We start from the raw sequence: 14,306 nt of genomic DNA on the forward strand, positions 1-14,306 counted from the left end.
AGTCTTCGGATTCCGTCCCTGTTCCCGAGGCAAGAGGTAAGCGTGTCAGCCAGGCTTGAGGCCGAGCACCTTTACAAGGTGTTCGGCAGAAAACCCGACCAGGCAGTCGAACGACTGCGCCAGGGAGCGGAACGGGAGGAACTGCGGGCCGACGGCACCACGGCCGCCGTCATCGACGCGTCCTTCACCGTCGAACCGGGCGAGATCTTCGTCGTCATGGGCCTGTCCGGGTCCGGCAAGTCCACGCTGCTGCGCATGCTCAACGGCCTGCTGGAGCCGACCGACGGACACGTCCGCTTCGGCGGCGACGACCTGACGGAGCTGGGTGACCGGGGGCTGCGCGAGGTCCGCTCCAAGAAGATCAGCATGGTCTTCCAGCACTTCGCGCTCTTCCCGCACCGCAGTGTCCGCGACAACGCCGCCTACGGTCTGGAAGTGCAGGGCGTGCCCCGCGCCGAGCGCGAACGCCGCGCCGACGAGGCGCTCGCCCTGTGCGGCCTGGCCGGCTGGGAGAAGTCCTGGCCCGACGAGCTGTCCGGCGGTATGCAGCAGCGCGTGGGCCTGGCCCGCGCACTCGCCACCGACGCCGACCTGCTGCTGATGGACGAGTCCTTCAGCGCCCTCGACCCGCTGATCCGGCGCGACATGCAGGACCAGCTCCTGGAACTGCAGAAGACGCTGCAGAAGACCATCGTCTTCATCACCCACGACCTCAACGAGGCCATGCGCCTGGGCGACCGCATCGCCGTGATGCGCGACGGCCGGATCGTGCAGATCGGCACCGCGCAGGACATCCTCATCCGCCCCGCCAACGACTACGTCGCCTCCTTCACCCAGGACGTCGACCGCTCCCGGGTGCTCACCGCCGGCGCGGTCATGGACACCGAGACGCGCGGCGACGAGGCCGACTGCGGCTGCGAGACCGCCACGCCCGACACGTCGTTCACCGACCTGTGCGCGATCAGCGCGCGGGTGCCGCACCCCGTGGCCGTGCTGAACGGCGACGGAGTGCTCGTCGGTGTCGTGCCGCGGCAGCGTCTCATCGGCTTCCTCGGGGACGAGGAGGCCGACCCCGGGGTCTGCGACTCCCCGCGGGACAAGGGCGGCGAGAAGGTGATGGCCAGTGCCTAGGATCCCGCTCGGTACCTGGGTCAACCACGCGGTCGACTGGCTGCTCGACCACGTGGCCTGGCTCTTCGACTTCTTCAAGACCGTCTTCACCGGCACCTACGACGGCATCAATGCCGTTCTCCAGGCGCCCGAGCCGCTGCTGCTCGCCGGAATCTTCGCGGTGATCGCCTTCTGGCTGCGCGGCACGCTCGCCGGTGTCCTCACGTTCGCCGGGTTCGCGTTCATCGACTCCCTCGAACTGTGGGAGAACGCGATGATCACCCTGTCGCTGGTGCTCGTCGCCACCCTCATCGCGCTGGTCGTCGCCGTGCCCGTGGGCATCTGGGCGGCCCGCTCGGACCGGGTCAGCGCGGTGGTGCGGCCGGTCCTCGACTTCATGCAGACGCTGCCCGCGATGATCTACCTCATCCCGGCCATCCTGTTCTTCGGCACCGGCGCCTCCGCGGGCATCGTGGCCACCCTGATCTTCGCGCTCGCCCCCGGCGTGCGCATGACCGAGCTGGGCATCCGGCAGGTCGACAAGGAACTGGTCGAGGCGGCCGAGGCGTTCGGCACCACGCCCCGCAACACCCTGCTGCGCGTACAGCTCCCCCTCGCCCTGCCCACCGTGATGGCGGGCGTCAACCAGGTCATCATGCTCGGCCTGTCGATGGCCGCGATCGCCGGCATGGTCGGCACCGGCGGCCTCGGCGGCGACGTCAACGAGGCCATCGGCCAGCTCAACGTGGGCCTCGGCTCCGAGGCCGGCGTGGCCATCGTGATCCTGGCGATCTACCTCGACCGCATGACCAGCGCCCTGGGCACCCAGGTCTCCCCGCTGGGCCGACGTGCCGCCGCCCGGGCCCGCGCGCTGCACGGCCTGAAGATCTGGTCCTACCGGCCCCGCCCGCAGGTCGCCGTCGTCGGCGTCGTGATCCTGGCCCTGGTGGCCGGCGGCATGGGCATGTTCGGCGGCTCCGGCGACTCCGAGGCCGTCGCGGACGGCAAGAACGTCGGCCAGGGCAAGAAGGTCACCCTCGGCTACGTCCCCTGGGACGAGGGCGTCGCCTCCACCTTCCTGTGGAAGGAGATCCTGGAGGAGCGCGGCTACCAGGTGGAGGCCGAGCAGTTCGACGCCGGACCGCTCTACACCTCCCTCGCGCAGGGCGACATCGACATCGTCACCAACGCCTGGCTGCCGACCACCCACGCGCAGTACTGGAAGAAGTACGGCAGCAAGCTCGACGACCTCGGCGCCTGGTACGACAAGACGTCGCTGGAACTGACCGTCCCGGCGTACATGGAGGACATCGACACCCTCGCCGACCTCAAGGGCAAGGGCGACCTCTTCGGCGGCGAGATCACCGGCATCGAGTCCAGCGCCGGTGAGACGGCCATGCTGAAGAGCACGGTCCTCAAGGCGTACGGCCTGGACAAGGAGTACAAGGTCGTCGACAGCTCCACCCCGGCGATGCTGGCCGAGCTGAAGCGGGCCATCAGCAAGAAGGAGCCGATCGTGGTTCCGCTGTGGTCGCCGCACTGGGCGTACAACGACTACGACCTCAAGAAGCTGAAGGACCCGAAGGGCGCCTGGGGCCAGGGCGACGGCGTGCACACGCTCTCCCGCAAGGGCTTCGCCGGCGACGACCCGACGGTCGCCGGGTGGCTGAAGGACTTCAAGCTGACGGAAGAGCAGCTCACCAGCCTCGAAGCCGAGATCAACAAGTCCGGCAAGGGCAAGCAGCAGGACGCCGTGAAGACCTGGCTGAAGGACAACCCCGGCCTGGTCGACGAGCTGGCCCCGGTCGCGTCCGGCGCCGGCTCCACCCCGGCGGAGGCCGAGCGCGCGCTGGACGTGGCCTGGTTCCCGTGGGAAGAGGACGTGGCCATCACCTACCTCTGGAAGAACGTCCTGGAGAAGCGCGGCTACCGGATCAACACCAAGCAGATGGACGTCGGCCCGGTCTACACCGGTCTGGCCTCCGGTGACCTGGACCTCAACTTCGACGCGTGGCTGCCGCACGCCCAGGCCAACTTCTGGGAGAAGAGCAAGGACGACCTCACGGACCTGGGCACCTGGTACGAACCGACCTCGCTGGAGGTCGCGGTGCCCAGTTACGTCAAGGGCGTCGAGTCGATGGCCGACCTCAAGGGCAAGGCCGACCTCTTCGACGGGAAGATCATCGGCATCGAGCCGGGCACCGGCGAGATGAACCTGCTCAAGAACGATGTCCTGCCGGGCTACGGCCTGGACGACGAGTACGAGGTCGTCGACGGCTCCACTCCGGCGATGCTGGCCGAGCTGAAGCGGGCCATCGCCAAGGAGGAGCCCGTCGCGGTGGTCCTGTGGTCGCCGCACTGGGCGTACAGCGACTACGAGCTGACCAAGCTCAAGGACCCGAGGAAGCTCTGGGGCGAGAACAACACGATCCACACGATCGCCAGCAAGGAGTTCCCCGAGCAGTACCCGCAGCTCACTGAGTGGATCAAGAACTTCAGGATGAGCGAGGACGAGCTCGGCAGCCTGGAGAGCGAGATCAAGGACCGGGGCCAGGGCCACGAGGAGGAAGCGGTGGCCGCCTGGATCAAGGAGAACCCCGAGGTCGCGGAGCGGATGACCGCCGCGTAGCCGCCAGCGCGACCGCCACCGGAAGGGGCGGGCCGCCCACGCGCCGACCGGCGCGGGCGGCCCGCCCCTTCCGGTCGTCCCGGACTCCGGGGCGGTGACACGGTAAGGATTCGGACAACCACGGAGCGCTACGCACCCGCCCGAGCCGCACCCCCGGCCGCGCCCGGGGCGGGGAATACGGGGCGGAACCCCGCCAGGAGAACGGGGAGAACGGCGCGTACCGGGGACCCGGTTCCTGGCGCGAACCGATGGGTCCCTGCCACCCGGACGTGACATCGATGTGACGGCCGCATGAAACGGTTTGCCGAACATGCGTAGGGTGCAGACAACTCATCAAAGGGACCGCGCCCGGGAAACGGCACCGGGGCGGCACGATGGACACGACGGGTGAAGGAGGGAGCCGGAGCGATGGGCGACCACAAAGAGCAGCCCCTTCGGGTGGGCGCGGCCGTCCGGCGGCGGCGCCGCGCGCTGGACCTCACTCTCGCCGTCGTGGCCGAGCGCAGCGGCCTGTCGGTGCCCTTCCTCAGCCAGATCGAGAACGACCGGGCCCGGCCCAGCACCGCCTCCCTGGAGAAGGTCGCCGACGCGCTGCGCACCACCGCCGTGGAACTGCTCGCCGCCGCCGACCCGGCGTGCAGCGTGGACGTGGTCCGGGCCGAGGACGGGGAGCCGGAGTCCGGTCCCCGGGTGCGCTCGCTGGTGCGCGGACACCACCAGATGCACGCCTCGGAGTTCACCGGCGACCACGACGCCGGCCGGGAACTGCAGTACCGCAACGACCAGTTGATGTACGTCGCCGAGGGTGCCGTCGAGATCGAGGCGGAGGGCCGCGCCTACCGGCTGGGCCGGGGCGACACGCTGTACCTCACCGGAGGGGTCCGGCACCGCTGGCGGGCCACGGTCCCCGACACCCGGCTGCTCGTCGTGGCGGTCGCGGAGCACATCGAGGCGGTACGGGGCCGGTCGCGCCGGTGAGCGGCCCGGCGCCCGTGGTGGTGTCGCGGCGGTGTCACCGGGGCGCCGCGAGCAGCCGGCCGCCGGCCACCCCGCGCGCCGTCCCCACGGCCGCCACGGCCCAGGCGGTGACCAGGACCCCGTACAGGAGCAGGGCGAGACCCTCGTAGACGGCGAGACCGGTGTGCCGGGACAGCGCCGTGGCGCCGGTGACGCAGGTGCCGACCGGGAAGGTGAACGACCACCACGTCATCGAGAACCGCAGGCCGTGCCGCCGGGCCCGGACCACGTGCGCCGCGGCCAGGGCCAGCCACAGCAGGGCGAAGCCCATGACCGGGACGCCGTAGAGGACGGCCGGCACGGTGAGGTTCTCGGCGTAGGGGGCGGGGAGGACGCCGGGGGCGACGTCCGCGACGTTGCCGACGGCGGTGGTGGACTGGCCCAGCGGGCCGAGGACCAGGAACAGGGTCGGGGTCAGGGCAGGCGGCAGCGGGTCGCCGGTGAGCAGCCGGGCGAAGACCAGCGGCAGCATCAGCAGGGTCGCGAGCAGGCTCGCCCCGAACAGCGCCAGACAGCCCAGGAGCAGGGTCTCGCGCGGCTGCCCGGCGGGCAGGTGCGGCACCAGCGCCGGGCCCAGCGCGGCCGACACCATCGGCGCGACGAGCGGCAGCAGCCACGCGGGGGCGGCCTGTCCCGGGGCGATCTCGTGGCGTACGGCCATCAGGTACGGGACGACGACGGCCGCCGCCAGCCCGACGGCCGTACCGGCGGTGAACAGCACGGCGTCCAGGGCCACCGCCGCCGGCACGCCGATCCAGTCCCGGCCGACGGTGAGCGCGCCGCCGCCCACCGACAGCAGCGCCATCGCCAGACAGCCGTAGAACGGGGCCGCCGCCGGGTCGAGGAGGTGGGCGCGGGCCTGGTCGGGGTGGTGGCGCCAGTGCAGGGCCCGGGCGGCGAGCAGGGTCACCAGCAGGAACAGGGAGAGGGCCCAGACGGCGGCGCAGGCGGCGCGCAGTCCCGGCGGCTGCCAGGGGAGTCCGGCCCCGGCGGAGGCGACGACGGCGGTGCCCATGACGCAGGCGTACCAGTGGGGGCCGAGGTGGCGCAGGGCCGGGTGGCGGAGAGCGGTCGGGGTGGGCCGGGGGCGCGGGCGGACTGCGGTGACCATGTCCCCACGGTCCTGCCGCGGAACCGAGCTGACCAGGGAGCATGGTCCTATGAGGACATAAGCTGGAGTTATGAGCGGTACGGAGAATGAGGGTTCCGGTGACGCGTCGGGGCCGACGCGCGCGGCGCCGCTGGCACACCGGGTGCCGGACCTGGGCGCCCTGGAACTGCTGCTGGCGGTGGCCCGGCTGGGCAGCCTCGGCGGGGCGGCGCGGGAACTGGGCATCAGCCAGCCGGCGGCCAGCAGCCGCGTCCGGTCGATGGAGCGCCAGCTGGGCGTCGCCCTGGTGGACCGGTCGCCGCGCGGCTCCCGGCTCACCGACGCCGGCGCGCTGGTCACCGACTGGGCACGGCGGATCGTGGAGGCGGCGGAGGCGTTCGACGCGGGGGCGCAGGCGCTGCGGGACCGGCGGGACTCCCGGCTGCGGGTGGCGGCGAGCATGACCATCGCGGAGTACCTGCTGCCCGGCTGGCTGGTCGCGCTGCGCGCGCAGCGCCCGGACACGGCGGTGTCGCTGCTCGCCGGGAACTCGTCGGTGGTGGCGCGGCGGCTGCTGGCCGGCGAGGTCGACCTGGGGTTCGTGGAGGGGGTGAGCGTGCCGGCCGGGCTGGACTCGGCGGTCATCGCCCACGACCGGCTGATCGTGGTCACCGCGCCGGGGCACCCCTGGGCACGCCGCCGCCGTCCGCTGGCCGCCCGCGAGCTGGCCGTGACGCCGCTGATCCTGCGGGAGAAGGGGTCGGGCACCCGGCAGGTGCTGGACGCCGCGCTGGGCGGACTGGCCCCTCCGCTGATCGAGCTGTCGTCCACCACCGCGGTGAAGGCCGCCGCGGTCGGCGGCGCCGGTCCGGCGGTCCTCAGTGAACTGGCCGTGGGCGAGGAACTGGCGATGCGGCGCCTGGTCCGGGTACCGGTCGAGGACGTCTCCCTCGCCCGCGACCTGCGGGCCGTGTGGCCGACGGGGCACCGGCCGACGGGGCCGGCGCGGCAGTTGCTGTCGTTGACGCGGGGGTGAGCGCGGGGGCGTGGCCGCATGGCCGCGTACGCGGAGGTGGGGGCGGCGTTCCTGCACGGTGACGGCATGGGGCCGACGGGTACCGGGTCGACGGGCATCGGGTCGACGGGCATCGGGTCGACGGGCATCGGGGCGACGAGCACATCGGCGTGATCGGCCCGTGTGGCGGACCTGGGTGTCGGCCGGGAGCCCATGCAGGCACCGGGACGTGCGGCTGGGGGCGCCGAGCGCCGGTGCGTCGTGGCCTGGTGGCCGCGTGTTGCTGCCGGGCGGTTTCCGGTGCGTCACCGCCCGCGGGCCGCGTGCTGTTGCCGGGCGGTCTCTGGTGCGTCACGGTTTGCCGGCCGCGTGCTGCCGGGCGGTCTCCGGCATGTCACCGCCTGCCCGCCGCCCCCCTCCTGCCGGGCGGTTTCCGGCGGTTCCGTTCGTCGGCCCCGAGCCGCCGGCGCGCCGCACGCCAGGGCGAGTTCGCGCTGCCCGAGACGACCACCCCGGCGCTGCCGGCCGCGGCGAGTTTCGCCGACCTCGACATGCCCGCCGGGCTGCGCATGTCACCGCCTGCCCGCCGCCACCTCCTGACGGGCGGCGTCCGGCACGCCACCCCCCGCCCCCCGCTGCCCCGCGGCCTCCACCAGGGCCCGCATCACCCGTACGTCCTCGCCCATCTCCGGATGCCACTGCACCCCCAGCACCCACCCGTCGGCGGCGGGCAGCTCCACCGCCTCCACCGTGCCGTCGGCGGCGCGCGCCGACGGGATCAGGCCCGCGCCGAGCCGGTCCACCGCCTGGTGGTGGTACGTCGGCACGGACATCGTCTCCGGCACGATGCCGGCGTACCGCGTGCCGGGCACCGGCACCACCGGGTGGCCGCCGAACACGCCCACCACCTCGGCGTGCCCGTCGAGGTGCTGGACGAGCGTGCCGCCGAGGGCCACGTTCAGCAGCTGCATGCCGCGGCAGATGCCCAGCAGCGGCAGGCGGGCGGCGAGGGCCGCCTCGATCAGGGCCAGTTCCCAGGCGTCCCGGGCCCGGGCGGGCGGGCCGGTGCGCGGATGGCGGTCGGCGCCGTAGCGGGCCGGTTCCACGTCCGGGCCGCCCGCGATGACCAGGCCGTCCAGCCGGGCCACGGCCGCCGCGGCGTGCTCCGGCGCGTCCGGCGGCAGCATCGCCGCCAGTCCGCCCGCCCGCTGCACCAGCTGCGGATACCCGGTCGGCAGCAACGCCGCCGCCATCTCCCACACTCCCCAGCGCACCTGCTGCTCCAGGTACGTGCTGACACCGATCAGCGGCCTGTCCGGCATCCGCCCTCCCGTCAATGGATCCATATCGAACCTTTGCGCGGCGCTCACGCCAGGAACCCCCGCAGCAGCGCCGCCGTCCCCGCGCAGTGCTCCCGCATCACCGCCCGCGCCCCGTCCGCGTCCCCGTCCAGCACCGCCGTCACCAGCGCGGTGTGCTGCTGCTGCGAGTGCTCCAGGTTGCGCACCAGCAGCGGGATGCAGTCCAGCAGTCCGTTCACGCTCGCCCGCACCGCCGCGTACTGCCCGGCCAGCGACGGCGACCCGGACAACTCGGCGAGGGTGAGGTGGAGCAGCGTGTCCACCCGGCGGTACTCGGCCAGCGGCGCGTCGTGCGTGCGGGCCAGCGCCGCCCGCAGCCGCTCCGCCCGCTCCCCGGCCAGCCCGTGCGCCGCGCACAGCCCGGCCGCGCCCACCTCCAGCACCTCCCGGTAGCGCAGCACGTCCTCGATGTCGACCTCGGCGACCCGGCGCCGCAGCTCGTCCTCGCCGCCGGTGTCCGGACGGGGCAGCACGAACGTCCCGCCGTACCGCCCCCGCCGCGCCTCCACCAGCCCCTGGTCGTGCAGCACCCGCAGCACCTCGCGCAGCGTCACCCGGCTGATCCCGAGCCGCTCCGCCAGCTCCCGCTCGGCCGGCAGCCGTCCGCCCGCCGGTACCAGGCCCAGCCGCACGACCTGGAGGATCTGCTCCAGCGCCTCCTCGAAGCCGTTGCCCGCGCGCACCGGCCGGAGCACCGCGGCCAGCCGGTCCGCCACCGCACCCCCGGCGCCGGCCCCGCTCCCCTCCTCCGGCATACGGCCGTGCCCCCTTCCCAACCAATGGTCCTGCGCAATACCTTATGGCTCCCGGCCCGACAAGGAAGCCCGAGGAGCCCTCCGTGGCAGACCGCACACCCCCGCTCGGTGTCGAGGAACTGCACGCCCTCGTCGCCGGCGGCGAGATCGACACCGTCGTCCTGGCCTTCCCGGACATGCAGGGGCGGCTCCAGGGCAAGCGGTTCGCCGCCCGCTTCTTCCTCGACGAGGTACTGCACCACGGCACCGAGGGCTGCACCTACCTCCTCGCCGTCGACGCCGAGATGAACACCGTCGACGGCTACGCGATGTCCTCCTGGGACCGCGGCTACGGCGACTTCGCCCTGCGCCCGGACCTGACCACCCTGCGCCGCATCCCCTGGCACCCCGGCACCGCGTTCGTCCACGCCGACCTCGCCTGGGAGGACGGCTCCCCGGTGGTGGCCGCCCCGCGCCAGATCCTGCGCAGCCAGCTCGCCCGCCTCGCAGAGCACGGTCTGACCGCCCAGGTCGGCACCGAGCTGGAGTTCATCGTCTTCAAGGACACCTACGAGGCGGCCTGGGACGCCAACTACCGCGGCCTCACCCCGGTCAACCAGTACAACGTCGACTACTCCGTACTCGGCACCGGCCGCGTCGAGCCCCTGCTGCGCCGCATCCGCAACGAGATGGCCGGCGCCGGCCTCACCGTCGAGTCCGCCAAGGGCGAGTGCAACCCCGGCCAGCACGAGATCACCTTCCGCTACGACGAGGCCCTGGTCACCTGCGACCAGCACGCCCTCTACAAGACCGGCGCCAAGGAGATCGCCGCCCAGGAGGGTGTCTCCCTCACCTTCATGGCCAAGTACGACGAGCGCGAGGGCAACTCCTGCCACATCCACCTCTCGCTCACCGGCGAGGACGGCACCAGCGCCATGCCCGGCCCGGACGGCGGCATGTCCCCGCTCATGCGGCACTTCCTCGCCGGCCAACTGGCCGCCCTGCGCGACTTCTCCCTCCTCTACGCCCCCCACATCAACTCCTACAAGCGGTTCCAGCCCGGCTCCTTCGCCCCGACCGCCGTCGCCTGGGGCCACGACAACCGCACCTGCGCGCTGCGCGTGGTCGGCCACGGCCGCTCCCTGCGCTTCGAGAACCGCCTCCCCGGCGGCGACGTCAACCCCTACCTCGCGGTCGCCGGCATGATCGCGGCCGGTCTGCACGGCGTGGAGCGGGAACTCGAACTGCCCGAGCCCTGCCCCGGCAACGCCTACACCGCGGGCTTCGCCCACGTCCCGACCACCCTGCGCGAGGCCGCCGCCCTCTGGGAGGACAGCCCTCTGGCCCGCGCCGCCTTCGGCGACGAGGTCGTCGACCACTACCGCACCATGGCACGCGTCGAACTGGACGCCTTCGACGCCGCGGTCACCGACTGGGAGCTGCGCCGCTCCTTCGAACGCATGTGAGGCCCCCGTTGTCCGAGCTGTCCGAGCTCTCCGACGAACTGCGCGTACTCAACCCGGCGACCGAGGAGACCCTTGCCACCGTCCCCGCCGCCTCCGCCGCCGACGTCGACGCCGCCGTCGCCCGCGCCGTACGGGCCCAGGAACGCTGGGCCGCCCTCGCGCCCGGCGACCGCGCCCGGCTGCTGCGCCGGTTCGCCGTCACGGTCGACGAGCACCTGGAGGAGCTGGCCCGCCTGGAGGTCCGCGAGGCCGGGCACACGCTCGCGGGCGCCCGCTGGGAGGCGGGCAACGTCCGCGACCTGCTCGACTACGCGGCCGGGGGAGTGGAACGGTTGACGGGGCGGCAGATCCCGGTGGCGGGCGGCCTCGACGTCACGATCCTCGAACCGCTCGGCGTGGTCGGCGTCATCGCCCCCTGGAACTTCCCGATGCCGATCGCCGCCTGGGGCACCGCCCCCGCGCTCGCCGCCGGCAACGCGGTCCTCCTCAAACCCGCCGAGACGACCCCGCTGACCGCCCTGCGCCTGGCCGGACTCGCCCTGGACGCCGGTCTCCCCGAGCACCTCTTCCAGGTCCTGCCCGGCCGCGGCCCGATCGCCGGACACGCCCTCGTCGAGCACCCGGACGTCGCGAAGATCGTCTTCACCGGGTCGACGGCGGTGGGCAAGGCGGTACTGGCCCGCAGCGCGGCCCGCCTCAAGCGCGTCACCCTCGAACTCGGGGGCAAGAGCCCCAACATCGTCTTCGCCGACGCCGACATCGAAGCGGCCGCCGCCGCTGCCCCGATGTCCTTCCTCGACAACGCCGGTCAGGACTGCTGCGCCCGCACCCGCATCCTCGTCCAACGCCGCGTGTACGACCGTTTCCTGGACCTCCTCGCCCCCGCCGTCGAGTCGGTCGTCGTCGGCGACCCGGCCGACGAGCGCACCGGCATGGGTCCACTGATCTCCGCCGCCCAGCTGGACCGCGTCCGCTCCTACGTCCCCGAGGACGCCGACGGCATCCGCGGCAAGGCCCCCGACGGCCCCGGCTACTGGTACCCGCCCACCGTCCTCACCGGCGTCGACCCGCACGCGCGGGTGGCCGTCGAGGAGGTCTTCGGCCCCGTCGCCGTCGTCCTGCCCTTCGAGGACGAGGCCGAGGCCGTGGCGCTCGCCAACGACATCGACCACGGCCTGTCCGGCTCCGTCTGGACCCGCGACATCGGCCGCGCCCTGCGCGTGTCGTCCGCCGTCCGCGCCGGGAACCTGTCCGTCAACTCGCACTCCAGCGTCCGCTACTGGACCCCGTTCGGCGGCTTCAAACAGTCCGGCATCGGCCGCGAGCTGGGTCCGGACGCGCTGGCCGCCTTCACCGAGACCAAGAACGTCTTCCTCAGCACGGAGGCCTGAACCGACCATGACCGAGGACATCATCTGCCGCCGCCTGGTCGGCCGTACCGCCGTCGTCACCGGAGCCGGCAGCGGCATCGGCCTCGCCACCGCCCGCCGGCTCGCCGCCGAAGGCGCCCACGTCGTCTGCGCCGACGTCGACGAGACCCGCGGCAAGGCGGCGGCCGAGGAGACCGGCGGCCTCTTCGTCCAGGTCGACGTCACCGACCCCGAGCAGGTCGAGGCGCTGTTCAGGACGGCGTACGACACCTACGGCAGCGTCGACGTCGCCTTCAACAACGCCGGGATCTCACCGCCCGACGACGACTCCATCCTGGAGACCGGCCTGGAGGCGTGGAAGCGCGTCCAGGAGGTCAACCTCACCTCCGTCTACCTGTGCTGCAAGGCCGCCATCCCCTACATGCGGCGCCAGGGCAAGGGCTCCATCATCAACACCGCGTCCTTCGTGGCCCGGATGGGCGCGGCCACCTCGCAGATCTCGTACACCGCCTCCAAGGGCGGGGTGCTGGCCATGTCCCGGGAACTGGGCGTGCAGTTCGCGCGGGAGGGCATCCGGGTCAACGCCCTGTGCCCCGGCCCCGTCAACACCCCGCTGCTCCAGGAGCTGTTCGCCAAGGACCCCGAGCGGGCCGCGCGCCGCCTGGTGCACATCCCCGTCGGCCGGTTCGCCGAGGCCGAGGAGATCGCCGCCGCCGTGGCCTTCCTGGCCAGCGACGACTCCTCCTTCGTCAACGCCACCGACTTCCTGGTGGACGGCGGGATCTCGGGCGCGTACGTCACGCCCCTGTAGATCACAGGAAGGCGTGCCCCTCGCCCCGGTACGTCGGCACGGTCGCCGTCACCACGTCCCCCTCGACGAGGTGCAGCGCGTCGAACCGCTCGCACAGCTCCCCGGCCTTGGCGTGCCGGAACCACACCTTGTCGCCGATCAGCAGATCGTCGGCCGGGGAGCCGAGCAGCGGCGTCTGCACCTCACCGGCGCCCTCCTGGCCGTCGTAGCGCAGCCCCTCGGGCAGGTACGGCACCGGCAGCCGGTCGGCACCGGGCGCGCCGGAGGCCGGATAGCCGCCGCCGAGCACCGTCACCACGCCCACGCCCGGCCGCCGTACGACGGGCAGGGCGAACAGCGCCGCCGGACGGCCCCGGAACGAGGTGTAGTTGTCGAACAGGCGCGGTACGTACAGCCCCGACCCGGCGGCTATCTCGGTGACCGCGTCCTCCGCCGCCGTGTGCTGCACACTGCCCGTGCCGCCGCCGTTGACGAACTCCAGGTCCGGCACGACGGCCCGGACCGCGCGCACCGCCTCAGCACGGCGCTCGGCCAGCTCCCGGCGGGCGGCGGCCTGCATCAGCCGCACGGCCCGCGACCGCAGCGGACGCCCGGCGACGGCGTCCCCGACCCCGGCGACATGACCCTCGTACGCCATGATCCCCACGACCCGGAACCCGGGCCGCCGGGCCACCGCCCGCGCCAGATCGGCGAGCTGGGCGGGGGAGTGCAGCGGGGAGCGCCGGGCGCCGACCCGTACCCGCCCGCCGAACAGCCGCAGCGACGTGTCCAACTCCAGGCAGACCCGCACGACTTCACGGCCGCCGTCGCGCGCCGCGTCGACGAGGTCCAGCTGCGCCGGATCGTCGATCATCACCGTCACCGCGGCGGCGAGTTTCGGATCGGCGGTCAACTCGGCGTATCCGGCGCGGTCCGCCGACGGATAGGCGAGCAGCACGTCCTCGAAACCGGAGCGCGCCAGCCACAGCGACTCGTTCAGCGTGAAGGACATCAGGCCCGCGAAACCGTCCCGGGTCAGGACGCGTTCGAGCAGTGCGCGGCAGCGTACGGACTTGCTGGCGACCCGGACCGGCTTCCCTCCGGCCCGGCGCAGCAGATCGTCCGCGTTGGCGTCGAACGCCTCCAGGTCGACGATCGCCACCGGGGCGTCGAGCTGGGCGGTGGCCCGGTCGTAGCGGGCCCGGTCGGCGGAGCGAGCGGTCATGGGGGCAGCCTGCCAGACCGGATTACCGCAGGGTAGGGGGACGTTCCGGGCCAATGCCGCGGGCGCGTGTACTGGTTCCCCGCGGTAGGGGGTCACGCCGTAGAGTGACGCGCACGCACGTCGGAGGCGTTCGGGCACGGGTCCGGCGCCGACGCCGGGATGGTGTTCCGGCCGTGCGGGTAAGTGCCCGGGGCGGACCTGACCGCGCCGGGCCGGGCAGCAGGACACGGCCCGCCGACGAGGACGGCACGGGCACGAGGAAACGGGGGGTGCATGAGCACGGAAGCGCGACGTGCCTCCGTCCCCCCGCCCCCGCCCCACCCACCTGTCCCGCCACAGCCTCCCGTCCCACCGGGCCCCCGTGCGACGGGACAGCCGGGCCCTCGTGCGACGGGACAGCCGGGCCCTCGTGCGACGGGACAGCCGGGCCCTCGTGCGACGGGACAGCCGGACCCCCGTGCGACGGGTCAGCCGGACCCCCGTGCGACGGGACAGCCGG

General features: G+C 73.2%; 12 protein-coding genes. 8 read left to right on the forward strand and 4 right to left on the reverse strand.

The features are described 5' to 3' along the window. Positions 1–42 precede the first annotated feature (42 nt). From J7I94_RS26520 to J7I94_RS26530, 3 genes are all read left to right on the forward strand, one after another. A complete protein-coding gene (locus J7I94_RS26520; protein ID WP_215170782.1) occupies positions 43–1,131 on the forward strand; it encodes a glycine betaine/L-proline ABC transporter ATP-binding protein in 1,089 nt (362 codons plus the stop codon). Next, positions 1,124–3,739, forward strand: coding sequence for an ABC transporter permease/substrate binding protein (locus tag J7I94_RS26525; protein WP_215170783.1), 2,616 nt, complete (start codon positions 1,124–1,126; stop codon positions 3,737–3,739). Before J7I94_RS26520 ends, J7I94_RS26525 begins: the two co-directional genes overlap by 8 nt. Before the next feature lie 408 nt (positions 3,740–4,147). Further along, complete coding sequence (locus tag J7I94_RS26530) at positions 4,148–4,717, forward strand: helix-turn-helix domain-containing protein (protein ID WP_215170784.1); 570 nt, start codon at positions 4,148–4,150, stop codon at positions 4,715–4,717. 34 nt (positions 4,718–4,751) lie between these two features. Here J7I94_RS26530 and J7I94_RS26535 read toward each other — a convergent pair whose 3' ends face one another. Continuing rightward, entirely contained in the window at positions 4,752–5,867 is a 1,116-nt protein-coding gene (locus tag J7I94_RS26535; RefSeq protein ID WP_215170785.1) for a TDT family transporter, read from the reverse strand. Positions 5,868–5,937: 70 nt separating this feature from the next. Between J7I94_RS26535 and J7I94_RS26540 the strand changes: the two genes are divergently transcribed. Next, positions 5,938–6,882, forward strand: coding sequence for a LysR family transcriptional regulator (locus J7I94_RS26540; protein ID WP_215170786.1), 945 nt, complete (start codon positions 5,938–5,940; stop codon positions 6,880–6,882). An 18-nt stretch (positions 6,883–6,900) separates the two neighbouring features. Then, the gene (locus J7I94_RS39045; RefSeq protein WP_285442735.1) at positions 6,901–7,035 is read left to right on the forward strand and encodes a hypothetical protein; all 135 of its coding nucleotides are present in this window, start codon (positions 6,901–6,903) and stop codon (positions 7,033–7,035) included. 398 nt (positions 7,036–7,433) lie between these two features. Here the strand turns inward: J7I94_RS39045 and J7I94_RS26545 are convergent, their stop codons facing one another. Continuing rightward, positions 7,434–8,183, reverse strand: a complete 750-nt coding sequence (locus J7I94_RS26545) for a gamma-glutamyl-gamma-aminobutyrate hydrolase family protein (protein WP_215170787.1) — start codon at positions 8,181–8,183, stop codon at positions 7,434–7,436. Between the two features lie 44 nt (positions 8,184–8,227). Further along, positions 8,228–8,977 (reverse strand): FadR/GntR family transcriptional regulator, encoded by a 750-nt coding sequence (locus tag J7I94_RS26550; RefSeq protein ID WP_215170788.1) that lies wholly within the window; start codon positions 8,975–8,977, stop codon positions 8,228–8,230. An 83-nt stretch (positions 8,978–9,060) separates the two neighbouring features. Here J7I94_RS26550 and J7I94_RS26555 point away from each other — a divergent pair, with 83 nt between their 5' ends. The 3 genes from J7I94_RS26555 to J7I94_RS26565 are packed head-to-tail and all read left to right on the forward strand — an operon-like array spanning position 9,061 to position 12,603. Next, a complete protein-coding gene (locus J7I94_RS26555; protein ID WP_215170789.1) occupies positions 9,061–10,422 on the forward strand; it encodes a glutamine synthetase family protein in 1,362 nt (453 codons plus the stop codon). 8 nt (positions 10,423–10,430) lie between these two features. Beyond that, entirely contained in the window at positions 10,431–11,813 is a 1,383-nt protein-coding gene (locus tag J7I94_RS26560) for an aldehyde dehydrogenase (RefSeq protein WP_251075781.1), read from the forward strand. Positions 11,814–11,820: 7 nt separating this feature from the next. Next, the gene (locus J7I94_RS26565) at positions 11,821–12,603 is read left to right on the forward strand and encodes a 3-oxoacyl-ACP reductase (RefSeq protein WP_215170790.1); all 783 of its coding nucleotides are present in this window, start codon (positions 11,821–11,823) and stop codon (positions 12,601–12,603) included. 1 nt (position 12,604) lies between these two features. Here J7I94_RS26565 and J7I94_RS26570 read toward each other — a convergent pair whose 3' ends face one another. Further along, positions 12,605–13,807 carry an amino acid deaminase/aldolase gene (locus tag J7I94_RS26570; RefSeq protein WP_215170792.1) on the reverse strand — a complete coding sequence of 401 codons (1,203 nt, stop codon included), beginning with the start codon at positions 13,805–13,807 and terminating at the stop codon, positions 12,605–12,607. Positions 13,808–14,306 lie beyond the last annotated feature (499 nt).

It is taken from the genome of Streptomyces sp. ISL-12 (assembly GCF_018614415.1).
Taxonomy (GTDB): Bacteria; Actinomycetota; Actinomycetes; order Streptomycetales; family Streptomycetaceae; genus Streptomyces.

Bases quoted from the DNA above. Each gene is read 5' to 3' on its own strand.
- J7I94_RS26570 (WP_215170792.1), bottom strand. From the start codon at position 13,807: ATGACCGCTCGCTCCGCCGACCGGGCCCGCTACGACCGGGCCACCGCC.
- J7I94_RS26540 (WP_215170786.1), top strand. From the start codon at position 5,938: ATGAGCGGTACGGAGAATGAGGGTTCCGGTGACGCGTCGGGGCCGACG.
- J7I94_RS26535 (WP_215170785.1), bottom strand. From the start codon at position 5,867: ATGGTCACCGCAGTCCGCCCGCGCCCCCGGCCCACCCCGACCGCTCTC.
- J7I94_RS39045 (WP_285442735.1), top strand. From the start codon at position 6,901: ATGGCCGCGTACGCGGAGGTGGGGGCGGCGTTCCTGCACGGTGACGGC.
- J7I94_RS26565 (WP_215170790.1), top strand. From the start codon at position 11,821: ATGACCGAGGACATCATCTGCCGCCGCCTGGTCGGCCGTACCGCCGTC.
- J7I94_RS26545 (WP_215170787.1), bottom strand. From the start codon at position 8,183: ATGCCGGACAGGCCGCTGATCGGTGTCAGCACGTACCTGGAGCAGCAG.
- J7I94_RS26530 (WP_215170784.1), top strand. From the start codon at position 4,148: ATGGGCGACCACAAAGAGCAGCCCCTTCGGGTGGGCGCGGCCGTCCGG.
- J7I94_RS26550 (WP_215170788.1), bottom strand. From the start codon at position 8,977: ATGCCGGAGGAGGGGAGCGGGGCCGGCGCCGGGGGTGCGGTGGCGGAC.